This window comes from Rheinheimera sp. D18, assembly GCF_004345025.1.
GTDB classification, from domain to species: Bacteria; Pseudomonadota; Gammaproteobacteria; order Enterobacterales; family Alteromonadaceae; genus Alishewanella; species Alishewanella metallidurans.
Genome location: NZ_CP037745.1, coordinates 665,256 through 691,584, shown reverse-complemented (window position 1 = coordinate 691,584; position 26,329 = coordinate 665,256). Strand labels below are relative to the sequence as shown.

Annotated in this window: 22 protein-coding genes and 2 tRNA genes; 1 reads left to right on the top strand and 23 read right to left on the bottom strand. The window is 44.8% G+C overall.

Features of this window, described 5'->3' with window-relative positions:
• Position 1: 1 nt before the first annotated feature.
• From E0Z06_RS03295 to rlmE, 17 genes are all read right to left on the bottom strand, one after another.
• Positions 2–1,174 (bottom strand): hypothetical protein, encoded by a 1,173-nt coding sequence (locus E0Z06_RS03295; protein WP_132581863.1) that lies wholly within the window; start codon positions 1,172–1,174, stop codon positions 2–4.
• Entirely contained in the window at positions 1,164–2,072 is a 909-nt protein-coding gene (nlpI, locus tag E0Z06_RS03290; protein WP_207903135.1) for a lipoprotein NlpI, read from the bottom strand. The genes E0Z06_RS03295 and nlpI overlap by 11 nt, the downstream gene beginning before the upstream one ends.
• Positions 2,053–4,182, bottom strand: a complete 2,130-nt coding sequence (gene pnp / locus E0Z06_RS03285) for a polyribonucleotide nucleotidyltransferase (RefSeq protein WP_132581861.1) — start codon at positions 4,180–4,182, stop codon at positions 2,053–2,055. The genes nlpI and pnp overlap by 20 nt, the downstream gene beginning before the upstream one ends.
• Before the next feature lie 178 nt (positions 4,183–4,360).
• Positions 4,361–4,630: a 30S ribosomal protein S15 gene (gene rpsO / locus E0Z06_RS03280; protein ID WP_132581859.1), complete on the bottom strand. Its 270-nt coding sequence runs from the start codon at positions 4,628–4,630 to the stop codon at positions 4,361–4,363.
• Positions 4,631–4,751: 121 nt separating this feature from the next.
• Positions 4,752–5,711 (bottom strand): tRNA pseudouridine(55) synthase TruB, encoded by a 960-nt coding sequence (truB, locus tag E0Z06_RS03275; RefSeq protein WP_132581857.1) that lies wholly within the window; start codon positions 5,709–5,711, stop codon positions 4,752–4,754.
• Positions 5,711–6,196, bottom strand: a complete 486-nt coding sequence (gene rbfA / locus E0Z06_RS03270) for a 30S ribosome-binding factor RbfA (protein ID WP_347812435.1) — start codon at positions 6,194–6,196, stop codon at positions 5,711–5,713. Before rbfA ends, truB begins: the two co-directional genes overlap by 1 nt.
• A 59-nt stretch (positions 6,197–6,255) precedes the next feature.
• Positions 6,256–8,940, bottom strand: coding sequence for a translation initiation factor IF-2 (gene infB / locus E0Z06_RS03265; protein WP_132581855.1), 2,685 nt, complete (start codon positions 8,938–8,940; stop codon positions 6,256–6,258).
• 21 nt (positions 8,941–8,961) lie between these two features.
• Positions 8,962–10,461, bottom strand: a complete 1,500-nt coding sequence (gene nusA / locus E0Z06_RS03260) for a transcription termination factor NusA (protein WP_132581853.1) — start codon at positions 10,459–10,461, stop codon at positions 8,962–8,964.
• A gap of 29 nt (positions 10,462–10,490) precedes the next feature.
• Positions 10,491–10,949, bottom strand: a complete 459-nt coding sequence (gene rimP, locus E0Z06_RS03255) for a ribosome maturation factor RimP (RefSeq protein ID WP_207903134.1) — start codon at positions 10,947–10,949, stop codon at positions 10,491–10,493.
• Positions 10,950–11,150: 201 nt separating this feature from the next.
• A tRNA-Met gene (locus E0Z06_RS03250) sits at positions 11,151–11,227 on the bottom strand.
• Between the two features lie 75 nt (positions 11,228–11,302).
• Positions 11,303–11,387, bottom strand: a tRNA-Leu gene (locus E0Z06_RS03245).
• A 14-nt stretch (positions 11,388–11,401) separates the two neighbouring features.
• Entirely contained in the window at positions 11,402–11,731 is a 330-nt protein-coding gene (gene secG / locus E0Z06_RS03240; protein WP_132581851.1) for a preprotein translocase subunit SecG, read from the bottom strand.
• A 2-nt stretch (positions 11,732–11,733) separates the two neighbouring features.
• Complete coding sequence (gene tpiA / locus E0Z06_RS03235; protein ID WP_132581849.1) at positions 11,734–12,486, bottom strand: triose-phosphate isomerase; 753 nt, start codon at positions 12,484–12,486, stop codon at positions 11,734–11,736.
• Between the two features lie 82 nt (positions 12,487–12,568).
• Positions 12,569–13,903 carry a phosphoglucosamine mutase gene (gene glmM / locus E0Z06_RS03230; RefSeq protein WP_132581847.1) on the bottom strand — a complete coding sequence of 445 codons (1,335 nt, stop codon included), beginning with the start codon at positions 13,901–13,903 and terminating at the stop codon, positions 12,569–12,571.
• A 3-nt stretch (positions 13,904–13,906) separates the two neighbouring features.
• Positions 13,907–14,740, bottom strand: coding sequence for a dihydropteroate synthase (gene folP, locus E0Z06_RS03225; protein WP_132581845.1), 834 nt, complete (start codon positions 14,738–14,740; stop codon positions 13,907–13,909).
• An 87-nt stretch (positions 14,741–14,827) separates the two neighbouring features.
• On the bottom strand, positions 14,828–16,750 hold the full coding sequence (ftsH, locus tag E0Z06_RS03220; RefSeq protein ID WP_207903133.1) for an ATP-dependent zinc metalloprotease FtsH: 1,923 nt from the start codon (positions 16,748–16,750) through the stop codon (positions 14,828–14,830).
• 58 nt (positions 16,751–16,808) lie between these two features.
• Complete coding sequence (rlmE, locus tag E0Z06_RS03215) at positions 16,809–17,438, bottom strand: 23S rRNA (uridine(2552)-2'-O)-methyltransferase RlmE (protein WP_132581842.1); 630 nt, start codon at positions 17,436–17,438, stop codon at positions 16,809–16,811.
• 83 nt (positions 17,439–17,521) lie between these two features.
• On the opposite strand from rlmE, the gene yhbY reads away from it, so the two are divergent.
• Positions 17,522–17,818, top strand: a complete 297-nt coding sequence (yhbY, locus tag E0Z06_RS03210) for a ribosome assembly RNA-binding protein YhbY (protein ID WP_132581841.1) — start codon at positions 17,522–17,524, stop codon at positions 17,816–17,818.
• A 55-nt stretch (positions 17,819–17,873) separates the two neighbouring features.
• On the opposite strand, the gene greA is transcribed toward yhbY, so the two are convergent.
• From greA to E0Z06_RS03180, 6 genes are all read right to left on the bottom strand, one after another.
• Positions 17,874–18,350, bottom strand: a complete 477-nt coding sequence (gene greA / locus E0Z06_RS03205; RefSeq protein WP_132581839.1) for a transcription elongation factor GreA — start codon at positions 18,348–18,350, stop codon at positions 17,874–17,876.
• Positions 18,347–21,568 carry a carbamoyl-phosphate synthase large subunit gene (gene carB / locus E0Z06_RS03200; protein ID WP_132581837.1) on the bottom strand — a complete coding sequence of 1,074 codons (3,222 nt, stop codon included), beginning with the start codon at positions 21,566–21,568 and terminating at the stop codon, positions 18,347–18,349. Before carB ends, greA begins: the two co-directional genes overlap by 4 nt.
• Before the next feature lie 30 nt (positions 21,569–21,598).
• Positions 21,599–22,729 (bottom strand): glutamine-hydrolyzing carbamoyl-phosphate synthase small subunit, encoded by a 1,131-nt coding sequence (gene carA, locus E0Z06_RS03195; RefSeq protein WP_132581835.1) that lies wholly within the window; start codon positions 22,727–22,729, stop codon positions 21,599–21,601.
• 195 nt (positions 22,730–22,924) lie between these two features.
• Entirely contained in the window at positions 22,925–23,734 is an 810-nt protein-coding gene (gene dapB / locus E0Z06_RS03190) for a 4-hydroxy-tetrahydrodipicolinate reductase (protein WP_132586658.1), read from the bottom strand.
• 110 nt (positions 23,735–23,844) lie between these two features.
• Positions 23,845–24,999: an iron-containing alcohol dehydrogenase gene (locus E0Z06_RS03185; protein ID WP_132581833.1), complete on the bottom strand. Its 1,155-nt coding sequence runs from the start codon at positions 24,997–24,999 to the stop codon at positions 23,845–23,847.
• A 125-nt stretch (positions 25,000–25,124) separates the two neighbouring features.
• A complete protein-coding gene (locus tag E0Z06_RS03180) occupies positions 25,125–26,138 on the bottom strand; it encodes an SGNH/GDSL hydrolase family protein (RefSeq protein WP_132581831.1) in 1,014 nt (337 codons plus the stop codon).
• Positions 26,139–26,329: the final 191 nt, after the last annotated feature.

Genomic DNA, 26,329 nt, shown 5'->3' with positions numbered 1-26,329 from the left:
GTTAAAGCGCTAAGGCTTGGGTTGCATCGGCATAGCCCATGGCTGAGGCTTGTTGCATAAACTGCTGCCACTGTGGCCAATTTTGTTGCTGCCGTGCCAAATAAGCAAAGTAATACTGCACTGGCATTAATTGCTCAGGCTGAGCAATAGCCTTCTTGGCTAACTGGAAATACAGATCGGGTAGTTCTAGTTCATAAAATCGCATAACATTTGCCTGACTAACCACTCGATACGCCTGTAACGGCGTAACCTGACAACTGTCTACTGCGGTTAACGTAATGTCCTCACGTGTTAGCTGCCATTGCTGTAAATAACCCGTCACGTCATTGCCAATAATAACATTCGGATAAATGACTCCCGGCTGACAGACTTGCTGCGCATTGCGTGCGGCTAGTTGGTACTCATCGACAAAACCTAATATATGCATAAATTCATGGCGTAACAGCGCTAAGCTAGCATTATCGGGTAACTGCACTATACCGTTGTTATAGCCTGCTTTACCACGCCCAGCAATGACCAGTAATTGGCTAAATGTGCCCTTTGCTACTAGTGAATTTAGCACATTATACTGACACTGTATTAGGCTATCGCTATTCTCTGTACACGCAAGTTCTGTACTATTTACCGTATAAACAGATAAAAAACACACCGGTAATTGTGATAACTGTCGATCTTGCTGCCATTGCTGTAACAGCCGCTGCCAGGTATCTGCGCCCAGTTGCTGACTGATTACTGGCTGCAGTGTTAATTGACAGCCTTGTGCATGCTTAAAACCGCTAACTAACGGTTGATGTTCGGCCCACAACCCCAAGATTGCGCGCTGTGCGTCACTTACAGCCGATATGGCAATAGCGTTAGCATCTAATTGCTGCTGCAGCCATTGCGCGCTAGCAAGCCGTCCTTGCACACGCTGTTGCAACTGTAGCGCATGTTCTAGGGCCGCGTTATTACCAAGTAACGCCGCCTGACGAAACCAATACAAAGCCTCATTGTATTGCGCGGTGGCTAAACGCTGATTCGCCAGCTGCATCGCTGCTGCGGGTTCGTGTAATGCGCGTTGTATTAACTCAGCTTGGCTGTCGGTATTTGGCTGACAGCTTGTTAATAATACAAAAGCAAAAAAGCCGATAAATCGGCTTTTTAATACTCTCTTGAACACTAGTTTAGGGTTCATCGTATTCTTGATCAGGACCAACTTCACCGCGTAAACGCGCCATTTCTAACCTAGCATAGCGGTGCTCAACAAACTCGAATACGTTAGTGGCTAACACTCGTTTATAATAACTAAGCGCTTGTTCTGGCCGATTTTGGCTTTCATGCCATTTGGCGAGATAAAAATACACTTCGCACAAACGTTCAGCCAAAACTTGGGCACTGGATAAATCTTGCCGTACCGAATCAAGCAAAGCCTGTTCCGTTATATCACCGTTAAAAAAGCGAACAATTTGAGTTGACCATTCTGCAGGATCCAACGCAGCTAAATTTTCACTTAATCGTGCTTTAGCTCCAACAGTCGATAATTCACTTTGCGCTAAATATAACCAAATAACACGGTATGCATCGCTAGGTTTTAACGCCAGAAAACGCTCAAAGTCGCCTTGTGCCAGTTCTGTTTTATCTGCGTAATACAGCGCAATACCGCGATTTAAGTAAGCAAACTCATGCTCAGGTGCCAGTTCAAGCACCGAGTCAAAAGCTTCAAACGCGGAATTAAATTCGCGATTAACGGTATAGTGTATACCAACGAAATTATAGGCGTCGGCTAAATCAGGTTTTAAACGTAACGCACGCAAAAAATCTAATCTTGCTAAGGTGTTTAAACCAACGCTGTCGTACATAACACCACGGTCATAATACAACTGAGCAGACTGCTCTTCGGTTAATTCAGCTCGATATAAAATTTCACTTAAACGTGCAATAGCAAGTTCAGTGCGAGGCGAGACCATCAGTGGCTCTGGTATAAGCCAAGCAGCTTGTGAAGTCGGCTGTGAAGCACAGCCGCCAAGCATAAGCGTAAGTAGCGCCAAAGGCGCTACCTGACGTAATAGCCGATTAGGCATTATCTTCAACATTTGTAGACTCAGTAGCCGGTTTCGCAGTCGCTTCTTTGATACTTAAGCGGACACGGCCCTGCTTGTCGACTTCAAGAACTTTAACCGCCACTTTCTGGCCAACAGTTAAATGCTCAGATACGTTGTTCACGCGCTCGTCAGAGATTTGTGAAATATGTACCAAACCATCTTTACCTGGCAGTACGTTAACAAAAGCACCGAAATCAACGATACGAACTACTTCGCCTTGATAAATTGTACCAACTTCGATCTCTGCTGTAATAGCGTTGATCTTGTCGATAGCAATTTGTGCGGCTTTAGCCGTAGTAGCGGCAATTTTGATACTACCGTCGTCTTCTAGCTCAATTGTTGTGCCTGATTCTTCTGTGATTTGACGAATAACCGCGCCACCTTTACCGATAACTTCACGGATTTTTTCCGGGTTAATCTTCATGGTGTAAATACGCGGTGCGTATTCTGACATTTCTTCACGGTGACCGCTGATTGCCTGGTCCATCACGTTCAAGATATGCAAACGTGCAGCTTTAGCCTGTTTAAGGGCAGTTTGCATAATCTCTTGGGTAATGCCGTCAATTTTAATGTCCATTTGCAGTGCAGTAATACCTTCGGTAGTACCGGCTACTTTAAAGTCCATATCACCTAAGTGATCTTCATCACCTAAAATGTCTGACAGAATAACGTAATCGTCACCTTCTTTTACTAAGCCCATAGCAATACCGGCTACAGAGGCTTTAATTGGCACACCTGCGTCCATTAACGCTAGTGATGCACCACAAACAGACGCCATAGAGCTTGAACCGTTTGACTCAGTAATTTCTGCAACGATACGTACTGTGTAAGGGAAGTCGTTAAACTCTGGCATTACCGCTTGCACACCACGCTTAGCTAAACGGCCATGACCAATTTCGCGGCGCTTAGGTGAGCCTATCATACCGGTTTCACCAACGGAGTACGGAGGGAAGTTATAATGCAGCATAAAGGTATCAGTTTTTGCACTTAACAGATCATCTACTGTCTGTGCATCACGCGCGGTACCTAAAGTTGCAGTAACTAATGCCTGAGTTTCACCGCGGGTAAACAGTGCTGAACCGTGTGTACGTGGCAGCACGCCGGTCATTACACTTAAACCACGGATCATTTCTGGATCACGCCCGTCAATACGCGGTTCACCTTTAGTAATACGACCGCGCACTACTTTTGATTCTAAATTATGGAAAATCTCACCAACATCTGATGTATTTAAACGCTCATCTTCGGCTAAAGTTTCAGTTAACTTAGCTATCAATGCGGTTTTAATTTCACCAATACGTTCATAACGCTTAGCTTTTTCTGTAATACGATACGCATCACCTAAATCAGCAGTGGCTAAGGCTTCAATTTTTTCAATTAAAGCGGCATTTTTTACCGGAGCTTGCCAATTCCAAGCTGGTTTCGCCGCTTCTGCAGCAAATTCATTAATTACGTTAATTGCAACTTGCATCTGTTCGTGGCCATAAACCACCGCACCTAGCATAATGTCTTCTGATAACACTTCGGCTTCAGATTCAACCATTAATACTGCTGTTGAAGTACCTGCAACCACTAAGTCTAACTTAGACGTTTTTAATTCATCTTCAGATGGGTTTAATACGTACTGGCCATTAATATAACCTACGCGCGCCGCGCCAATAGGGCCGCTAAACGGAATACCCGAAATGGCAAGGGCCGCAGATGCACCAATTAATGCCACGATATCTGGCTGAATTTCTGGCTGCACTGATACTACCGTTGCCACTACCTGAACTTCGTTAATAAAGCCTTCAGGAAACAACGGACGAATTGGTCGGTCGATCAGACGTGCAATTAAGGTTTCGCCTTCAGATGGACGGCCTTCACGTTTGAAGAAGCCACCTGGAATGCGACCTGCTGCATACATTTTTTCTTGATAATTTACCGTTAATGGGAAGAAGTCTTGACCTGGTTTAGGTTCTCTCTTACCCACTACCGTTACTAAAACTGACGTGTCACCCAAGCTAGCTAGCACCGCGGCATCTGCCTGACGAGCAATTACGCCGGTTTCAATAGTGAATGTGTGTTGGCCGAATGGGAATGATTTTACGATAGGAGTCACGTGTTTGTTTCCTTTACTTAATCGCCTAATTGCGATGTCATTTTTGTCGTTTAATACGTTACTAGTATACTCTGTAACCAAAGTGGAAAGATAGTTCAGTCAATCGTTAACTTTGGATAAAAAAATAATCTTATCTATAAAAAAAGGGGCTTAAAGCCCCTTTTTTACTGAATGCGAATTAACGGCGTAAGCCTAAACGCTCAATCAGTGTTGCGTAGCGGTTCTGGTCTTTACCTTTTAAGTAATCCAGTAACTTACGACGCTGGCTAACCATACGCAACAAACCACGACGTGAGTGGAAGTCATGCTTATGTTCAGCAAAGTGGCCTTGTAAATGGTTGATAGATGCAGTTAACAGAGCAACTTGAACTTCTGGAGAACCAGTATCGCCTGGTTTAACAGCATAATCAGCAACAATTTTTGCTTTATCAGCAACGCTTAAAGACATATGAAACTCCAAATCTGAGTGAACTAAAGTAAGGGAATTGCCGATCACTCATCCAGCAAGCCCAAAAATCGCGGATATAATAGCATTATACTCGCTTTTTACAATACGTTTCTATTACCGCCTACAACTTCGCGGCATTACTACTCTGGCTGCTACTATTAACACTAACCGTGTTCAGTAGACGCCTTGAGCTCAGCACGCCCTGCTCTATTTGGCCAATACCAAAAAAACTATCGTCAGGACCATGCAATTTTATTACTGTCACATCCTCAACAGCTAGTTCACAGCTTTGACCATGCTGTAACCGATGTTGCTGCGCAGCACTAAGCTGTAACTTGGGCATAGACACAATACCTGCATCCATCGGCAGCAATAGGTTATCCATAGCTAAAAAATCACCGGTTTGATGGCAAGGTTCGGCTAACGCATCTAATTGCTCTGGGGTAATCATTTGCTTTGCGTGAAAAGGGCCGACCTGAGTACGATGTAATTTAGCCACATGCGCACCACAACCTAAGGCTTCGCCAAGATCGTCAATTAGAGTGCGAATATAGGTACCTTTTGAACAGTGCACGATAAAGTCCGCACTGCTGCCATGCAAAGCCAATAACTCAAAACGAAAAATACTGATGGGACGCGCTTCACGCGGCACTTCAATACCTTGCCTTGCGTAACGGTATAATGGTTGGCCTTGATACTTAAGCGCAGAAAACATGGTTGGCACCTGCATAATGTCACCGCGAAAAGCTTGCATCGCCTGTTCTAAATCATGCAGATTAAAGTTTACTGGTTTTTCACTAATAACTTCGCCTTCACTATCACTAGTGGTGGTGCGCACACCAAATGCCGCCGAAACAAAATAGGTTTTATCGGTATCAAGTAAAAACTGGCTAAATTTTGTCGCCTCACCAAAACATATTGGTAGCAAACCAGATGCCATCGGATCTAGCGCACCAGTATGTCCCGCTTTTTGCGCCTGATATAACCAGCGCACACGCTGCAATATGCCGTTACTACTGACTTCTAACGGCTTATCTAACAACAAAATACCGTTGACCACTCGGGCATTTTTACGTGCCATTAGTTTTTAGGCTCTTCGCTATCAGTAGTTGTATCAGTATCCTGCTCAGTAACGTCATCTGCATCACTTACTACAGCATCTAGTTCTTGGCCAGAATCTAAACGGCGACGGTCATCATCACGGCGCGCCTCAGCAACTAAGCTAGCCATGCGAATGCCTTCATTTAACGATGCATCATGGGCAAAACGAATATTTGGCACAATACGAGCCTGAATACGTTTACCAATTAACTTTCGCACAAAACCGGACGCTTCATTTAATAGCTTAAGGTTATCTTCAACCATATCATCGGCTAAGCCTAAAAAAGTAACAAATACTTTGGCATGCGATAAATCGCGTGATACTTCAACGTCAGATACCGTGATCATGCTATGCAAGCGCGGATCTTTAATTTCACGTTGTAGGATCACCGCCATTTCTTTTTTCATTTGTTGCGACAGTCTATCGACCCGCGAAAACTCTTTACCCATATCATTTACTTCCATTATCTTTGTCAGACGAAACAGGGGCGCTAGGCCCCTGTTTTATTGTTACTTGCCTGTACTTACAGTGTTCGCTCAACCTGAATAACTTCAAACACTTCGATCTGGTCGCCAGCGCGCACGTCATTGTAGTTCTTCACACCGATACCACATTCAAAACCGTTACGCACTTCACTAACGTCATCTTTAAAACGACGCAGTGATTCTAGCTCACCTTCGTATATCACTACGTTGTCACGCAGTACACGAATTGGTGCGTTACGCTTAATCAAACCTTCAGTAACCATACAACCTGCTACTGCGCCAAACTTAGGTGACTTAAATACGTCACGTACCTGAGCTAAACCTATGATCTGTTGTTTAAATTCAGGTGCCAACATGCCGGTCATAGCCGCTCGCACTTCATCTAACAGCTCATAAATGATGCCGTAATAGCGTAAATCTAAGCCTTCCTCGTCTATCATCTTACGAGCTGAGGCGTCCGCACGAACGTTAAAGCCGATTACGATAGCTGATGATGCGGCTGCCAGTGTTACGTCAGTTTCAGTAATACCACCTACGCCACTACCAACAATTTTCACTTTTACTTCATCAGTAGACAGTGTCATTAATGATTCAATAATAGCTTCTACTGAACCCTGCACGTCTGCTTTAAGTACGATATTAAGTTCTGATACATCACCTTCAGTCATATTGGCAAACATATTTTCCAATTTAGACTTCTGTTGACGGGCCAGTTTAACATCGCGGAATTTACCCTGACGATACAGTGCTACTTCACGGGCTTTACGCTCGTCTTTTACTACCGTAACTTCATCACCCGCTTGCGGACAACCTGATAAACCCAAAATTTCTACTGGAATAGACGGGCCTGCCGTTTTAACTTCTTTACCGTTTTCATCGCGCATTGCACGAACACGGCCATACTCGAAACCACACAGAACGATTTCGCCCTGCTTTAATGTGCCTTCTTGGATCAGAATAGAAGCAACTGGACCACGGCCTTTATCTAGACGCGATTCAATAACGACACCACGTGCTAAACCTTCTTTAACCGCCGTTAACTCTAACAACTCAGCTTGGTTTAGAATTGCTTCTAACAGCTCATCAATACCCTCGCCTGTTCTGGCTGATACCGGCACAAACTGCGTGTCGCCACCCCATTCTTCAGAGATAACTCCGTATTGAGATAACTCATTACGAACCCGATCTGGATCGGCTTCTGGCTTATCCATTTTGGTTACTGCAACGACTAAAGCAACACCGGCCGCTTTAGCATGCTGAATAGCTTCTTTAGTTTGTGGCATTACACCATCGTCAGATGCCACAACCAGAATAACGATATCCGTTGCCTTGGCACCACGAGCTCGCATTGAGGTAAACGCAGCGTGACCTGGTGTATCAAGGAAGGTAACCATACCGCGTTCAGTTTCTACGTGGTAGGCACCAATATGCTGGGTAATACCACCGGCTTCGCCTGCGGCTACTTTTGCTTTACGAATGTAGTCAAGTAACGAGGTTTTACCATGGTCAACGTGACCCATTACGGTAACTACTGGTGCACGTGGCTCTAACGCGCCTTCACCTTCACGAGCTGACATTACTGCCTCTTCTAGCTCGTTTTCTTTAGTTAACGTAACTTTATGGCCCATCTCTTCACAAACAATGGCCGCGGTTTCTTGGTCAATAACTTGGTTAATAGTCGCCATGGCGCCCATTTTCATCATTACTTTAATTACTTCAGACGCTTTAACCGCCATTTTCGACGCTAGCTCAGCAACCGTAATGGTTTCACCAATTTTCACTTCGCGCTCAACCGGTTGCGCTGGCTTGTTAAAGCCATGCTGCATACTGGTAGGTGTTTTCTTTTTCTTTACATGACGATTAGCGCGGTTAAAGGCTTCTTTGTCATTGGCATCATCTTTCTTTTTGCCTTTAACAACTGGGGCTTTTTTACCTGCTCCACGACGACCTGCACGCTCTTCTTTGGCGTCAACTTCGTCTTCTGCCTGTTTAGCAAATTCGTTACTGGTTAAATGATAATCATCAGTATCAGCAGGTTTGGCTTTTTCTTCTTGCGCCCAACGCTCACCGTTTTCTTCAGCTAATTTACGTGCTGCTTCAGCTTGCTTAGCTGCTTCTTCTTCTAGCTTACGCAATGCTTCGGCTTCTTGCTGTTGGCGAATGTAATCGGCTTCTTTACGTGCTTCTTCTTTCGCTGCACGGCGTGCTGCTTCTTCAGGATCGTCTTTTAACAACTGAGCCTGTTTTGCTTCTTCACGACGCTTCGCTTCAACTGCTTTACGTTCAGCTTCTTCTTTGGCTTTTGTTGCAGCAATTTCTTTAGCTTTACGATCAGTTTCTTGACGTGCATGATCAGCTTCAGCTTGCGCTTTTTCTTCGGCTAAACGCGCTTCTTCTTGCGCTTTTAGCGTAGCTTCATCAACCATTGGTTTTTTCACGTAAGTTTTTTGCTTACGCACTTCTACCTGAATTTCACGATTACGACCTGCGCCGCTAGATACACTTAACGTGGTTTTTTCTTTACGCTGCAATGTTAAACGCGCTGGCTCTGCAGTAGTTCCGCCATGTTGCGCACTTAAATGCTCAAGCAACGATTTTTTCTCGCCTTCACTGACCATTTGTCCGGCTGCTTTACTGATACCGGCATCAGCAAATTGCTGTACTAACCGTTCAACAGTAGTACCGACATCACTGGCTAGCTTTTCTATAGTGACTTCTGCCATTTGTGTTGTTACCTCCGTTGACTACTTATTTTCTTCGCTAAACCAGACAATGTTACGGGCAGCCATAATCAAGTCGGCGGCTTGTTGTTCCGACATAGTGGCAATTTCCAGTAAATCATCTACACCCAGCTCAGCTAGGTCGTCTAACGTTGTTACCCCTTTACTGGCTAATACATAGGCCATATGGGTATCTAATTCTTCTAGCGCTAATAGCGCTTCACTTGGTTTCGCATTGCCTAATGATTCTTCACTGGCAAGTGCACGCGTCGTTAATACCGCTTTGGCACGACTACGCAACAGCTCTACGGTTGCTTCGTCCAGACCGTCGATGCTTAATAGCTCGCTAATCGGCACATATGCAACCTCTTCTAACGAAGAGAAACCTTCATCTACTAATACATCAGCAAAATCTTCATCAATTTCTAAGCCGTCCATAAAGATCTGACGAACGCGATCTGATTCTTCCTGATGTTTTTGTTTCATGGCTGATAACGACATAACGTTAAGTTCCCAGCCGGTTAACTGGCTAGCTAAACGCACGTTTTGGCCATTACGACCAATTGCCATGGCAAGGTTTGAGTCTTCGACTGCGATATCCATTGAATGCGCATCTTCATCAACAATGATTGATGCGACTTCAGCTGGGGCCATCGCGTTTATTACATATTGCGCATCGTTATCGTCGTATAACACGATATCAACACGTTCGCCGGCTAACTCATTTGATACAGCCTGTACCCGCGAGCCACGCATACCAACACACGCACCAACTGGGTCAATGCGACGATCGTTACTTTTCACCGCTACTTTCGCCCGCGCACCCGGATCACGTGCAGCGCCACGCAACTCGATCATTTCTTCGCCAATTTCTGGCACTTCAATGCGAAATAACTCAAGCAGCATTTCAGGGCGTGAGCGGCTTAAAAATAGCTGTGCACCACGTGCTTCTGGTTTTACTTCGTACAACAACGCACGAATACGGTCACCTGGACGGTACGTTTCACGCGGTAACATTTCTTCGCGGCCTAACATCGCTTCAGCATTGTTGCCTAAATCGACAATGATACTGTCCCGGTTTACTTTTTTAACCACGCCAATAACGAGCTCACCAACTTGATCAATATAGGCTTCTACTACTTGTGAACGCTCGGCTTCACGTACTTTTTGTACGATAACTTGCTTTGCCATTTGCGTAGTAATACGGTCGAACTCTATTGAGTCAATTGGCTCTTCGTAATAATCACCAATTTTTACTGTAGGGTCATCATACTGCGCTGCCGATAAGGTCATTTCGCGGTATGGGTGCTCTTGCACCTGATCGTCAGGAATAATCTGCCAACGACGGAAGGTTTCATAAGAGCCAGTTTTACGATCAATGTTAACCCGGACTTCAATGTCGCCTTCATTTTTTTTCTTTGTGGCCGCTGCTAATGCATATTCCAAAGCCTGAAAAATTTTCTCCCTAGGGACTGACTTTTCGTTTGAAACTGCATCAACAACTAATAATATTTCTTTTGCCATTGTGTGTTGCCTCGCTTTGCCCCGATACCTTAAAAAACGGGTACCACGTTTGCTTTGTCTACGTTATCCATCAGCAAACGATAGGGTTTGCCATCTACTTCCACTATCAACATATCGTCTTCAATAGCTGTTAGTACACCTTTAAACTTGCGCCGACCATCCTGCGGAATAGCCAGTTTTACTTCTATCTTCTGCCCTACCACTGCAACAAAATGTGCAGGAGTGAACAAAGGTCGATCCAAACCTGGTGATGACACTTCCAGCAGGTATTCGTTGGTAATAGGATCTTCAACATCTAAAATCGCGCTAACTTCGCGGCTTACCCGTGCACAATCATCCACGTTTACGCCATCAGCATGATCAATGTACAGCCGTAATGTTGAATGACGGCCAGCCTGAACCAGCTCTAGCCCCAATAACTCAAAGCCTACCGCTTCAATTGTTGGCAACAATAGCTCTGTCAAATTCTGTTCTTGCTTGTTCAACATGACCTCCAAAACATTTACTTTACTCAGACTTTGGCTGCAGCAAAGCAAATAAAAAAAGGGCCCGTAGCCCATTACTGCGTAAAACTGAGTCTGCAGATACGAAAACGCCCCGAACTAGCGGGGCGAATGGGCATCTAATCAGTTAACATATCGCCAATGTTAGCTGAAAACTTAATACTTACTAAGGTACTACTAGTAAATTGGTTGCGGGAGCCGGATTTGAACCGACGACCTTCGGGTTATGAGCCCGACGAGCTACCAGGCTGCTCCATCCCGCGTCCGTAATTCGCGCTTATTATATAGCGCTGACTGGTTAATCGCAAGCTTTGCCGGAGCTAACTGCTGATTATATTTGGTGCCGAGAGCGGGACTTGAACCCGCACGTCCTAGGACACTACCCCCTCAAGATAGCGTGTCTACCAATTTCACCACCTCGGCTGAATTTAGTTAACTTAGTTTCCTACAGGGATATCGCTAGCGTCATCTTTCTTCTGCTCAATCTGCTCGGTTACCGGTGCAGACATATCATCCCATGTGCTAACGCCTTTGCTATGGCTAGTACTGTAGTTGCCAAGCACAATACTTAACACAAAGAAAATAGTGGCCAAAATAGTAGTGGTTTTAGTTAAAAAGTTACCAGTACCTGATGAGCCAAATACGGTAGCTGATGCACCTGCACCAAAAGCTGCACCCATATCAGCACCTTTACCGTGCTGAATTAAAATGAGGCCAACTAACGCCATTGCAACTAACAAATAAACTACTATAAAAATTTCGTACATGCTTATTCCTTTGCACCTTGTGTAACTGCAAGGCAAATTTGCGCAAATTCTGCCGGTTTTAGGCTAGCGCCACCAACCAGAGCACCGTCTATGTCGGCTTGCTGAAATAGTGCTGCACAGTTTCCTGCATTAACACTACCGCCGTATAATATTTTAGCCCTTACTGCAGACTGTGTATCGTATTGCGCCAGATGTTGCCTAATAAAAGCGTGGGTAGCCTGTGCCTGTTCTGGCGTGGCCGACTCTCCTGTGCCTATGGCCCATACTGGCTCGTACGCAATCACTGATTTTGCCAGTAATTCGGGCTGCGAAGCATACACTGCATCTAATTGCTGTGCAAGAACCTGCTCAGTTTTTTCTTGTTGGCGCTGCGCTAAGGTTTCACCGATACAAAGTATGGGTATTAAGCCCGCCGCAACCGCCCGTTCTAGCTTCGCGGCAACTAATGCGTCATCTTCGTTGTTCAGGGTGCGGCGTTCTGAGTGACCCACAATAACATAGTGTGCGCCGGCTTCTTGCAGCAATTCAGCGCTGAGTTCACCGGTATATGCGCCACTAACTTCGTGGCTTAATGTTTGGCCACCTAAGGCAAAAGAAGATACTTGAGAAAAGCGTGGTAACAGCGTTGCCGGCGGGCACACAACGATAGTTAAATTAGTCGGTGGCAGTTCAGACAGTGCTGCGCTCATCTGTTGAACTAACGCCGTTGAACCGTGCATTTTCCAATTAGCAGCAATCAGTGGTGTACGTTGCATGAAAACTATCCCCATTATTTAACGGGCGCGATAGTAACGAACCGCGCCAAGTCAAACAAGCCTTATTGGCTTAATTAGCCATTTAACTGGCTATTTTCACCGCGGCAGCAATCTGCTCGGCATACTCTCGCACCAACACAGCGTCCTCACCTTCAACCATAACTCGGATCAGTGGTTCGGTGCCGCTTTTACGAATTAATACTCGGCCACCGCCATTTAACTTGGCTTCTACATCAGCAATTACCTGTTTTACATGCTGCTTCTCTAAGGGCGCGGTGCCCTTTTCAAACTTCACGTTTACCAGTACCTGCGGCATTTTATGCATGCCTTGGCTAAACTCGGCCAGCGACATATTAGCTTCGATCATCGCAGTTAGTACCTGCAATGACGCAATAATACCGTCGCCGGTGCACGTGTGGTCTAAATTCAACACGTGCCCTGAATTTTCACCGCCGATACGCCAATTGTTCTCACGCAACAATTCCATAACATAGCGATCGCCAACGGCACTGCGGGCAAAGGGAATGCCTAACTGCTTAAGCGCAACCTCTAAGCCAAGGTTGCTCATTAGCGTACCGACTACGCCGCCCTGCAGCTTATTTTGCGCTTGCGCTGCGCGGGCAATAATATAAACAATTTCATCGCCATCAATAAGTCGCCCTGTATGATCAACCATCATTACTCGGTCGCCATCACCATCGTAAGCAATACCTAAGTTAGCACCTTGTTCAACCACGGTTTTTTCTAGTAACGCGGTATGAGTAGCACCACAATCAGCATTAATATTAATGCCATTTGGGCTAGCGCCTATCAATACAACATCAGCGCCCAGCTCTCTAAATACGGCAGGTGCAATGTGATAAGTAGCGCCATGAGCACAATCAATAACAATTTTCATACCACTTAACGATAAATGGTTTGGCAAGTGGCTTTTACAAAACTCGATATAACGGCCAGCGGCATCTTCAATACGCTCAGCTTTACCAAGCTTTTCTGAAGGCTCACACACCATAGGTTGCTCTAGCTCATATTCAATAGCCAACTCAACTTCGTCCGGTAATTTGGTACCGTCAGCCGAGAAAAACTTAATACCGTTGTCATAATAAGGATTATGCGACGCACTAATGACGATACCCGCTTCAGCGCGAAAGGTGCGCGTTAAATAAGCCACGGCTGGCGTTGGCATAGGGCCAAGCAAGCGCACGTTAATACCTGCTGCAATTAGGCCGGCTTCTAGCGCGGTTTCCAGCAAATAACCAGAAATACGCGTATCTTTACCGATCAACACTTTACGTGTTCCCAGCTGCGATAGCACCCGACCTGCGGCCCACCCTAATTTCATGGCAAATTCTGGTGTGATCGGAAAATCACCCACTTTGCCGCGTACACCATCGGTGCCAAAATATTTTCTGCTCATCCTTTATGCTCCATACTGCATTGCAGTCACAACCCTGACCACTTGCACGGTTTCTTTTACGTCGTGTACACGAATTATCTGTGCACCATTTAATGCTGCAATAGTAGCGCAGGCAAGGCTGCCTGCCAAACGCTCATTAATCGGTATATTTAATAATTGGCCAATCATCGATTTACGCGACATGCCAGCCAGTACTGGATATCCCGTGTCAACAAATTGTGACAATTGCTGCAACAACGCATAGTTATGCGTTAGGTTTTTACCAAAACCAAAACCGGGGTCGAGTAAAATATTCGCTTTTTTTACACCCGCTTGTTCACAGCTGGCGGCCCGTGTTAATAAAAACTGCTTAACTTCGGCTACCACATCATGGTATTGCGGTTGGTGCTGCATACTGCGTGGCGCGCCCTGCATATGCATTAAGCACACTGGCACTTGGCTGGTCACTGCCACATCCAATGCCCCAGGCTCAAGCAAAGCGCGAACATCATTGATCATATCGGCGCCAGCCTGAATCGCCGCTGACATTACCGCCGCTTTACTGGTATCAATAGAAATTACACAATCAAAACGTTGACGAATAGCACTGATGATTGGCACCACACGCGCTAGCTCATCTTGCTCGTTAACACCGTTAGCGCCTGGGCGAGTAGACTCACCGCCAATATCGAGAATTAGTGCACCGTCGTTAAGCATTTGTTCCGCTTGGCGCAGCGCAGCATCTAATTGCTGGTGTTTACCACCGTCAGAAAAAGAGTCTGGCGTAATATTTAAAATACCCATCACGACCGGGCGAGTTAAATTAAGTTGACGCTGACGCGGAAGAGACAACAACATAAATACTCCAGCTACTCAATAAAACCGTTTGCTAGTAAAGGCAAACCCCGGAAGAACCGGGGCTTGTATGCTTAGCAGGATAGCAATTTAGTGCAGGTTGCCCTCTGAAGGCTTCGCTGATACGACGGTATCATCATCACTACTCGCTTTCGTGTCTGGCGTATCGTCAGAACCGCTTTTTTCGCGCGGCTCCCAGTTTTCTGGTTGACGCACTTCGCGTCTTGCCATCAAATCGTCAATTTGTTTAGCATCAATAGTTTCGTACTTCATTAGCGCATCTTTCATTGAATGCAATACATCCATATTTTCTTCAATTAGCGCTTTTGCTCTATCGTAGTTACGGTCAATGAAATCACGTATTTCTGCATCAATCGCTTTAACGGTGTCTTCAGACATATGCTTATTTTTTGACACTGAACGACCTAAAAACACTTCGCCTTCTTCATCAGCGTACAGTAACGGACCCAATTTCTCTGAGAAGCCCCACTGCGTTACCATTTTACGGGCTAAGTCAGTAGCGCGTTCAATATCATTAGATGCGCCAGTAGTAACATGCTCAAAACCATAGATCACTTCTTCAGCAATACGACCGCCAAACAACGAGCTAATCATACTTTCCAAATGTCGCTTGCTGTGCGATACCCTATCACGCTCAGGTAAATACATAGTGACACCCAACGCACGGCCACGTGGAATAATACTCACCTTGTACACCGGATCGTGATCTGGCACTAAACGACCAACAATAGCGTGTCCAGCTTCATGGTACGCCGTCATTTCTTTTTCTTTCTCAGTCATCACCATAGAGCGACGTTCTGAACCCATCATAATTTTATCTTTGGCTTTTTCAAACTCATCCATTGATACCACACGACGGTTAGTGCGAGCAGCAAATAACGCGGCTTCGTTAACTAAGTTAGCTAAGTCGGCACCTGAGAAACCCGGTGTACCACGGGCAATAACCGATGGCTCAACGCCTTCGGCTAATGGTACTTTACGCATATGCACTTTTAAAATTTGTTCGCGGCCTTTAACGTCAGGTAAACCAACTACCACTTGACGGTCAAAACGACCTGGACGCAGCAATGCTGGGTCTAATACGTCAGGACGGTTAGTTGCAGCAATAATGATGATACCTTCATTGCCATCAAACCCATCCATTTCTACTAGCATTTGGTTTAATGTTTGCTCACGCTCATCATGACCACCACCTAAACCGGCACCACGTTGACGGCCTACTGCGTCAATTTCGTCGATAAAGATGATACAAGGCGAGGCTTTTTTCGCCTGTTCAAACATGTCACGTACACGTGAAGCACCAACACCAACAAACATTTCAACGAAGTCTGAACCTGAAATAGTAAAAAACGGCACCTTAGCTTCACCAGCAATGGCTTTAGCTAATAGAGTTTTACCCGTACCAGGTGGACCAACCAATAAGATACCTTTAGGAATACGGCCACCGAGCTTTTGAAACCGAGAGGGATCTTTTAAGTAATCCACTAGCTCTGACACTTCTTCTTTGGCTTCGTCGCACCCGGCAACATCAGCAAAAGTCGTTTTAATTTGGTCTTCGCCCATTAAGCGCGCTTTACTTTTACCAAACGACATTGCGCCTTTACCACCACCGCCTTGCATTTGACGCATAAAGAAAATCCATACGCCGATAAGCAGTAACATCGGGAACCAAGAAATAAAGATAGTTGCCAACCAGCTACTTTCTTCTGGCTTACTACCAAAAGAATCAACGCCGTTTTTAATCAGGTCGTCGTTTAACTTAGCGTCGTAACCGGTTGGGATCACGGTTTCAAAGCGCTCGCCACTGCGTTTCACACCAGTTATTACACCAGTGCGGTCTACTTTGACTTCGCGGATCTGCCCCTGGTTTACCTCTTTGATAAACTGGGTGTAGCTGGTTTGCCGCTCGCTGCTATCACCAGGACCAAAGCTATTGAATACCGACATTAGTACGACGGCGATCACTAACCAGACAATCAAATTCTTTGCCATGTCACTCAAGGTTATAACCTCTTCTTAACGAAAATCATAAAATTACCCAGCTACTTTACTAGAGTTTAAAGCCGGTCGCCACGATATATGTCTCACGTGAACGCGCACGGGACGAATCGGGCTTACGAATTTTTACTGTGGTAAAAGCGGCGCGCACATCTTTTACAAATTGCTCGAAGCCTTCACCATGAAATACTTTGACCACAAAACTACCATTTTGCTTCAATACTTTGCTACACATATCTAAAGCTAGCTCGACCAGATAGTATGAGCGAGCCTGATCTATAGTGTCATTTCCGCTCATATTGGGTGCCATATCAGACAATACCACATCTACGTTCTGGCCGTTAATTCGGTTTAGCAATGCATTTAATACATCACCTTCACGAAAATCACCCTGCAAAAAACTCACACCGTTTATCGGGTCCATCGGCAAAATATCACAAGCAATAATAGTGCCTTTATCTCCCACTAAGCCAACACAAAATTTTGACCAACTGCCCGGCGCAGAGCCTAAATCAACTACCGTCATGCCCGTTCTAATCAACTTGTCTTGCTGATTAATTTCTTCTAACTTAAAAGCGGCACGCGATCTTAAACCTAGCTTTTGTGCTTTGTGCACAAAGTGGTCACTTAAATGCTCTTGTAACCAGCGGGTTGAACTACCAGAGCGTTTTTTCTTGCTCATGCTATCACTCTTAATTAGTCTTATGGGTTAGATGGCGTTACAATAACGAAAATTCAAGCGTTATCTGCGGAAATAGTCATTTTATGAGCTTAACCAATAAACAAAAACAGTTTTTAAAAGCCAAAGCGCACGAACTTAAGCCAGTTATTCTACTTGGTAATAACGGTTTAACGGAAGGTGTTATTGCCGAAATAGAAGTTGCTCTTAATTTTCATGAGCTAATTAAAATTAAAGTACCTACTGAAGATCGCGAAGAAAAAGTGTTAATTATGGACGCTATCATTCGTGAAACTAAAGCGCACAAGGTACAAGTTATCGGTAAAACCTTGGTATTGTTCCGCCCGTCTGAACACAAGAAAATTCATATACCACGCGGTTAACCCGTATTTAGTATTAAAAAAGCGCCTGAAGGCGCTTTTTTAATATCCGAGCTCGTTAGATATATTGCACTGCGACAATTTCAAACTCTACCACACCTTTTGGTGTGGTAATGTTTGCAACATCGTCAGCCATTTTACCTATTAAGCCCCGTGCTATTGGTGAATTAATCGATATTAAGTTGCTTTTAATATCGGCTTCATCGTCGCCAACAATGCGATAGGTTACTTCTTCTTCGCTATCAAGATTCAGAATAGTTACCGTAGAGCCAAAAATAACTTTGCCAGTATTAGCTAACTTACTGATATCAATAATCTGCGCGTTAGATAACTTGGCTTCAATATCTTGGATCCGCCCTTCGCAAAACCCTTGCTGCTCACGCGCAGCGTGATACTCGGCGTTCTCTTTTAAGTCGCCGTGCTCACGTGCGGTAGCAATAGCCTGAATAATAATTGGCCGTTTAACCGATTTAAGTTCATGCAGTTCAGCACGCAATCGCTCTGCGCCTTGAACTGTCATCGGAATTTGACTCATCCGTTTACTCTCTTATGTAGTTCCTGCACCGAAACAACACTTTCAAATGCACTGGCTGCACTGGATTCTACAGTAGCAAAGGCGGCATTTAGGGTTGTGGTGTAATTGGCTTTATGCTGCAACGTACCGCGGCGAATCACTTTAGAGTCTTCTATTGCTTTACGACCATCGGTAGTATTCACAATATAGCTGTATTCACCGTTTTTAATTCTATCGAGAATATGCGGCCGGCCTTCAAATACTTTGTTTACCGTACGACATTCGATACCTGCAGCTTGTAATGCTTTAGCTGTACCACCGGTAGCATCAAGCTCAAAACCTTTGCTTACCATTAATTTAGCTAATTCAACTACGCGCACTTTATCGCTGTCTCGTACCGAAAGCAAGGCTCTACCGCCAGTAGGAATGTAAGTACTTGCACCTAGCTGGCCTTTTGAGAACGCCGAGCTAAAGGTTTCGCCCACACCCATTACTTCGCCAGTAGAACGCATTTCAGGGCCAAGAATAGGGTCAACACCTGGGAACTTGTTAAACGGAATAACCACTTCTTTAACTGAGTAGTAAGGTGGGATCACTTCTTTGGTTACACCTTGTGATGCTAAAGACTGGCCAACCATACAACGCGCACCGATTTTCGCCACGGCAACACCGGTTGCTTTCGACACAAAGGGCACAGTACGTGCAGCGCGTGGGTTAACTTCGATTAAATACACTTCGTTATCTTTAACCGCAAACTGCGTATTCATTAAGCCTACAACGCCCAGCTCTAACGCTAATTTACGCACTTGGTCGCGCATCACGTCTTGTATTTCAGCTGATAACGAATGCGGTGGTAACGAACAGGCCGAGTCGCCAGAATGCACACCGGCTTGTTCGATATGCTCCATAATGCCGCCAATAACCACTTCTGTGCCGTCACAAATAGCGTCAACATCGACTTCAATAGCATCGTCTAAGAAGTTATCTAACAGTACCGGAGAGTCATTCGACACACTTACGGCTTCAGTCATATAACGACGTAAATCTGGTTCGTCATAGACAATTTCCATGGCGCGACCACCTAGTACATAAGACGGGCGCACTACCATTGGAAAACCAATATCAGCCGCTTTACTTAAGGCTTCTTCAACACTAGTAACGGTGGCGTTTTTCGGCTGCTTTAAGCCTAAGCGCACTACCGCTTGCTGGAAACGCTCGCGGTCTTCAGCACGGTCTATCGCATCAGGCGAAGTACCAATAATTGGCACGCCGTTAGCTTCTAAGGCACGGGCTAATTTTAGTGGCGTTTGGCCGCCGTATTGCACGATCACACCTTTGGGCTGCTCTTTACGCACTATTTCTAATACGTCTTCTAAAGTAATTGGCTCGAAGTACAAGCGATCTGAGGTGTCATAATCGGTTGATACGGTTTCTGGGTTACAGTTGATCATAATGGTTTCATAACCATCTTCACGCAGCGCTAATGCCGCGTGCACACAACAGTAATCAAACTCGATACCTTGACCGATACGGTTTGGTCCACCGCCAATAATCATGATTTTATCGCGATTAGTGGTTGCGGCTTCACATTCTTCATCGTAAGTGGAGTACATATAAGCGGTATCTGAAGCAAATTCAGCGGCACAGGTGTCAACCCGTTTGTATACTGGGTGAATAGCAAAACTGTGCCGTTTTTTACGCACTTCGTTTTCGCTAACACCTAATACATCGGCAATACGTTTATCGGCGAAACCTTTCCGTTTTACCCGAGCTATAGCGGCTTTATCTAAACCAGCAAAACCAGCCGCGGCCAAGGTGGCTTCTTCTTTAATTAAATCTTCAATTTGTATTAAAAACCAAGGGTCAATATTGGTGAGGGCAAAAATATCGTCAATTGACATACCAAAGCGGAATGCATCACCGATGTACCAAATACGATCGGCACCCGGTTCTTTTAGTTCACGAATAATAATGTCTTTGGCATCGGTTCTGGTTAAGTCAATAATAGGGTCTAAGCCCGACATGCCCGTTTCTAAGCTACGTAACGCTTTTTGTAATGATTCTTGTTGGTTGCGACCAATTGCCATCACTTCGCCAACCGATTTCATCTGTGTGGTTAAGCGGTCATTAGCACCAGCAAATTTTTCAAAGTTAAAGCGTGGTACTTTCGTTACTACATAGTCGATACTTGGCTCAAACGACGCTGGGGTTTTACCACCGGTAATATCGTTAGCCAGTTCATCTAGCGTGTAACCCACCGCCAGCTTTGCCGCTACTCTAGCAATCGGGAAGCCGGTTGCTTTAGACGCTAATGCAGATGAACGAGATACCCGCGGGTTCATCTCAATAACCACCATCCGGCCATCTTTAGGGTCAATACCAAACTGTACGTTTGAACCACCCGTTTCAACGCCTATTTCACGCAGTATCGCTAACGAGGCGCTACGCATAATTTGATATTCTTTGTCGCTCAAGGTTTGTGCTGGCGCTACGGTAATTGAGTCGCCCGTATGCACACCCATTGGATCGAAGTTTTCGATAGAACAAACGATAATGCAGTTATCGTTTTTATCGCGTACTACTTCCATCTCATATTCTTTCCAGCCAATTAATGATTCATCAATCAATAATTCTTTGGTCGGCGATAAATCTAAACCATTAGCACAAATTTCTTCAAATTCTTCGCGGTTATAAGCAATACCACCGCCTGAACCACCCATAGTAAATGACGGACGAATAATACAAGGAAAGCCAATGTCTTCTAGTACCGCAAAAGCTTCTTCCATTGAATGAGCAAAACCGGCACGTGGGCAAGCTAAACCAATAGAACGCATCGCTTGATCAAAACGGTTACGATCTTCAGCTTTATCAATAGCATCAGCTGTTGCGCCAATCATTTCAACATTGTACTTAGCCAGTACACCGTGACGTTCTAAATCTAACGCACAGTTAAGTGCGGTTTGACCGCCCATAGTTGGCAATACGGCACATGGCCGCTCTTTTTCAATAATTTTCTCTACTACTTGCCAATGAATTGGCTCGATATAGGTAGCATCAGCCATCTCTGGATCAGTCATAATAGTAGCGGGGTTTGAGTTAACTAAAATAACTCGATACCCCTCTTCTCTTAGCGCTTTACAGGCTTGGGCGCCTGAATAGTCAAACTCACAAGCTTGACCGATAACGATAGGGCCAGCGCCTAAGATAAGAATACTTTTTAAGTCGGTACGTTTTGGCATTGCGTCTGAGTCTCCGTAATTCGTGTTTGCTTAGGCTGAATGTTTACGCATCAGCGCAATAAAATGGTCGAATAGCTCAGCGGCTTCAAACGGTCCAGGGCTAGCCTCAGGGTGTCCTTGAAAACTAAACGCAGGTTTATCTGTGCGCTCTAAGCCTTGCAAAGTACCATCAAATAACGATTTATGAGTAGCGCGCAAGGTTTCTGGCAAGCTGGTTTCATCTACCGCAAAACCGTGATTCTGAGCCGTAATCATCACTCGCTTCGTAGTTAAAATTTGCACCGGATGGTTAGCACCATGATGACCAAATTTCATTTTCAGCGTGCGTGCACCACTAGCTAGAGCCAATAACTGGTGGCCTAAACAGATACCAAACAGCGGTATATCAGTAGTTAAAAAAGTTTTAATCGCTTCAATGGCGTAATCGCAAGGTGCTGGGTCGCCAGGGCCGTTTGATAAAAATATCCCATCGGGCTTCATCGCTAGCACTTCAGCCGCAGAAGTTTGCGCAGGTACTACCGTTAAGCGGCAACCACGCTCAGCCAAAGAACGTAAAATATTACGCTTTACACCAAAATCGTAGGCAACCACATGAAACTCACCTGAGGTATTCTGGTTATAACCTTCACCCAGACGCCAAACCCCTTCAGTCCAAGGATACGGCTGCTTTGTTGTAACCTGCTTTGCTAAATCCATACCAGCCAAACCAGGAAAATCTTTGGCTAACTGCAAGGCTTTAGCTGCATCAAGGTTATCACCGGCAATAATACAGCCGTTTTGTGTGCCTTTTTCGCGCAGAATTCGGGTTAGCTTACGGGTGTCAATATCAGCAATACCCACAACATTGTGTGCAGAGAGGTAGTCGGTTAAAGATTGTTGATTACGGAAGTTACTTGAAAGAAGTGGTAAATCTCTGATTATTAAACCTTTAGCCCAAACCTGATTTGATTCTTCATCTTCAGCGTTTGTGCCGGTGTTACCAATATGCGGATAAGTAAGAGTGACGATTTGTTCTGCGTATGAGGGATCTGTTAATATTTCTTGATACCCGGTCATCGAAGTGTTGAACACCACTTCACCTACAGAAACTCCTTTAGCGCCAATGGCTGTACCGTGAAATACGGTGCCGTCTTCCAGTACGAGCAGGGCGGACTTAGACAAAATAACCTCCAAACAGCAAAAAACGGGCAAAAACCGCAACTGTTTTACAACCCGTTTTGACCCAAAATGTGATAGCAAATTTGCCTTGGGCAAACCTGACTATTCTATGCGATTGCAGGATAATTAGCTATAAATTTTTCTGTTTTATTATAAATATCGACTTGCGTTGCTTTGTTGCCCAAGCTCGGTATAAAACTAGCTTAAGTTAGCTAAACCTAGCACTTGTTGCATGGTATAAAGCCCAGGCTGCTTATTTTGCAACCAGTGCGCAGCGCGCAGTGCGCCTTGTGCGAAGGTGTTTCGACTAGACGCTTTATGGGTTATTTCGAGTCTTTCGCCTAAATCTGCAAATAGTGCAGTATGATCGCCAATAACGTCGCCCGCACGTATAGTAGAAAACCCTATAGTTTGTTGCTCACGCTCACCGGTTATACCTTCACGCCCATATACCGCAACGTCATTTAGATCACGTCCTAGTACCTTAGCAATACTATTGCCTATTGCCATAGCCGTACCAGAGGGCGCATCTTTCTTATAGCGATGATGCGCCTCTATAATTTCTATATCTGCAGTTTGCCCCATCACTTTGGCTGCGGTTTGCACCAAATGTAGCAACAAGTTAACACCAACACTCATATTAGGTGCCCAAATAATAGGAATATGCTGGCTGGCTTGTTGCACTTGCTGGTATTGCTGATCCGTTAACCCTGTCACGCCGATGACCATAGCTTTTTGCGCTGCTACCGCTAACGTTAAATGCTGCAGCATTGGCTCTGGCATTGTAAAATCAAGCCAAATATCCGCTTGGTTAATGCTGCAAGTATTAGCAGCACTAAGTAATAGCCCAAGTTTGCCACAACCTGCTAGCTCGCCAGCATCAAGCCCAATAAATGGCGAATCTTGACGTACCGTTGCGCCGGTAAGTTTTAGCTGCTGCTCGTGAGCAACATTAATTAACGTGCGCCCCATCCGGCCATTAGCACCAAAAATTCCGATAGTTGGCATCATAAAACTCTGTTCATCAATAACTAAGGCGGCTATTAAAACAAAAACAACCAATAGTAGAAAGCAAAATAGCCATCTTAATGGCTATTTTTTAATGCTTTAACCTGTAGTTATATTGCGCTGCGCAAAATTTGCTTGGTGATCTCTGGCGTAATGTCGCCATGCTCGCCTAACTTAACCATGCCATTAACCTCTAATTTGGCTACCAAGATATCCACCGCATCGGCTGTAATACCGTAGTCAGCTAAGCGTGTTGGCACCCCCATTTGCTCGAAAAAAGCGCGAGTGTGGTTAATGGCTTCATCAATTAAACGCTCTTCATCGCTATGCTGCAGTTGCCATACGCGACGACCATATTGCAGCAGTTTCTCGCGTTTTTGTTGCCGTTGCTGTTGCAGTAACGCTGGCAACACAATAGCTAAGGTTTGTGCATGATCTAAGCCATACACTGCAGTAATTTCATGACCTATCATATGCGTTGCCCAATCTTGCGGCACACCCTGGCCAATCAAACCATTAAGTGCCATCGTTGCTGCCCACATAATATTGGCGCGCACATCATAGTTATCTGGATCGCGTAATGCTTTAGGCCCCTCTTCAATAAGGGTTTGCAGTAAACCTTCAGCAAAACGGTCTTGCACTGGCGCATTAACCGGATAGGTTAAATATTGCTCTATCACGTGTATAAAAGCATCAACCACACCATTAGCTACTTGTTTAGGCGGTAAGCTAAAGGTTACGCTTGGGTCAAGAATCGCAAATTTTGGATAAACTAAAGGGCTTGAAAACGACAACTTCTGTTGAGTGTCATAGCGAGTAACCACCGAGTTACCGTTACTTTCTGAGCCGGTTGCTGGTAGTGTTAGCACACAGCCTAAAGGCACAGCAGAAGTTACGCGAGCACCATTGGCTAGAATATCCCAAGCGTCACCGTGAAACATCGCCGCTGCGGCAATAAATTTACTACCATCAATTACACTACCACCACCTACTGGCAGCAAAAAATCAATTTTTTCACGGCGCACAATATCTGCCGCACGCATTAGTGTTTCAAAGCTTGGGTTAGGCTCTATACCACTAAACTCTTGCCAATCAAAACCTGATAAGGCTTTAACTACTTGATCGTAAACACCATTACTTTTAATTGAACCACCGCCATATAGCAGCAATACCTTACTACCAGTAGGAATTAAGGTACTTAGCTTTGCCAACTGAGCTTGGCCAAAAACAATACGGGTTGGGTTTTGAAATGAAAAATTGAGCATAAAGCTCTCCGTGCGCATTTATAATTAACTTAGTTAATGAGGGCAGCACAGTGTTAGAACAAGTATCTGTTAACAAATTAAGTAAACAGCACGCATATTTTTGCGTGCTGTTTGCTATTTTCTATTTAATGAAAACGCTTGCGTCTTGCGATGTAGCCAACGCCTAAAAGAAATAATACTAAGGTTGCAGGCTCAGGAACTTGCTGATAAACGGTAATACCGCTTGCCAATAAAGCATAGGCTTCACGTCCTAAAATACCATGAGCCCGGCTGGTCGGATGAATTTCATCCCAAAACACATATTGTGAAACGTTAGCACAGGTACGTTCACTAGCGAAAAGCCCACCAGTAACGGATCTACATTGGTCGGTAGTATTACTAAAACCTTCAGATAAAGGATCGGCTAAAATACCGTCAAATATACTACGTACATCTAACATGTAAATTTGTGCATCGGAATTTTTTGCCAAATTAATTAGCATATCTTCCAGCATGCTATTCCATAACATGCTTACTTCATGTCCGGAAAAGCTTTCTGCCGTTGCAGCAAACTCAGGAATACTGCCAAGATCCGGCAAATTGGGCACCAACAATGTCATTGCCCCTCGTGCAATCATGTCGGTCAGCATCATTTGAAAGTTACCAATAATAGACGTCACCATCATCAGTGGGCTAGTCACACCCACTAAATCACGCATATCATTGCCGCCAGCCCAAGCAATATACAATGCATCAGCGTCAAAAGCGCTACCTGACAAACGGTTTAAATACTGGTCATACTGATTTAATACGCCTGTCGACACACCTGACGTGTTATCAATGCGAGCACCACCGTAAGCGAAATTATTACCGCCAGAGGTAGAGCGTGTCGTAGATAACGCTAAATCACTCGCTAGGTATTCATGCCAAACATTACCATTAGAGAAACGGCCGTTTGGACCATAACCAGCCAATGCAGCTACAGGCCCAAGACTACCTAGAGGCACAGTAGCTTTGGTGTTACCTGTGTCAGACAAGCTATCACCAAAAATATAAATGTCAGAAAAAATTATCGACGCAGATACAGGTAAAGTGAGCAAAGTTAAACTGATACTGAGCACAAAACACTTCAACCAAAGAAATGATGGTATTGTTTTCATTCGTTATCCCTTTATTTTTATTAGCGGCCTAGACAGGCCTGCACGTTGCTACAGCAACTTACATGCCTACAAGTGAAAAACCACAATTAATAGTAAATAGAAGAGGTAACATTGAGCTTGGTGCGCTAACACACCAACAGCGCTATAGCGATAACCGCAGTAAAACTTAACTACTGTATAATATATGAACA

Bases quoted from the DNA above. Each gene is read 5' to 3' on its own strand.
- E0Z06_RS03295 (WP_132581863.1), bottom strand. From the start codon at position 1,174: ATGAACCCTAAACTAGTGTTCAAGAGAGTATTAAAAAGCCGATTTATC.
- nlpI (WP_207903135.1), bottom strand. From the start codon at position 2,072: ATGTTGAAGATAATGCCTAATCGGCTATTACGTCAGGTAGCGCCTTTG.
- rpsO (WP_132581859.1), bottom strand. From the start codon at position 4,630: ATGTCTTTAAGCGTTGCTGATAAAGCAAAAATTGTTGCTGATTATGCT.
- truB (WP_132581857.1), bottom strand. From the start codon at position 5,711: ATGGCACGTAAAAATGCCCGAGTGGTCAACGGTATTTTGTTGTTAGAT.
- rbfA (WP_347812435.1), bottom strand. From the start codon at position 6,196: ATGGAAGTAAATGATATGGGTAAAGAGTTTTCGCGGGTCGATAGACTG.
- infB (WP_132581855.1), bottom strand. From the start codon at position 8,940: ATGGCAGAAGTCACTATAGAAAAGCTAGCCAGTGATGTCGGTACTACT.
- nusA (WP_132581853.1), bottom strand. From the start codon at position 10,461: ATGGCAAAAGAAATATTATTAGTTGTTGATGCAGTTTCAAACGAAAAG.
- rimP (WP_207903134.1), bottom strand. From the start codon at position 10,949: ATGTTGAACAAGCAAGAACAGAATTTGACAGAGCTATTGTTGCCAACA.
- secG (WP_132581851.1), bottom strand. From the start codon at position 11,731: ATGTACGAAATTTTTATAGTAGTTTATTTGTTAGTTGCAATGGCGTTA.
- tpiA (WP_132581849.1), bottom strand. From the start codon at position 12,486: ATGCAACGTACACCACTGATTGCTGCTAATTGGAAAATGCACGGTTCA.
- glmM (WP_132581847.1), bottom strand. From the start codon at position 13,903: ATGAGCAGAAAATATTTTGGCACCGATGGTGTACGCGGCAAAGTGGGT.
- folP (WP_132581845.1), bottom strand. From the start codon at position 14,740: ATGTTGTTGTCTCTTCCGCGTCAGCGTCAACTTAATTTAACTCGCCCG.
- ftsH (WP_207903133.1), bottom strand. From the start codon at position 16,750: ATGGCAAAGAATTTGATTGTCTGGTTAGTGATCGCCGTCGTACTAATG.
- rlmE (WP_132581842.1), bottom strand. From the start codon at position 17,438: ATGAGCAAGAAAAAACGCTCTGGTAGTTCAACCCGCTGGTTACAAGAG.
- yhbY (WP_132581841.1), top strand. From the start codon at position 17,522: ATGAGCTTAACCAATAAACAAAAACAGTTTTTAAAAGCCAAAGCGCAC.
- greA (WP_132581839.1), bottom strand. From the start codon at position 18,350: ATGAGTCAAATTCCGATGACAGTTCAAGGCGCAGAGCGATTGCGTGCT.
- carB (WP_132581837.1), bottom strand. From the start codon at position 21,568: ATGCCAAAACGTACCGACTTAAAAAGTATTCTTATCTTAGGCGCTGGC.
- dapB (WP_132586658.1), bottom strand. From the start codon at position 23,734: ATGCCAACTATCGGAATTTTTGGTGCTAATGGCCGGATGGGGCGCACG.
- E0Z06_RS03185 (WP_132581833.1), bottom strand. From the start codon at position 24,999: ATGCTCAATTTTTCATTTCAAAACCCAACCCGTATTGTTTTTGGCCAA.
- E0Z06_RS03180 (WP_132581831.1), bottom strand. From the start codon at position 26,138: ATGAAAACAATACCATCATTTCTTTGGTTGAAGTGTTTTGTGCTCAGT.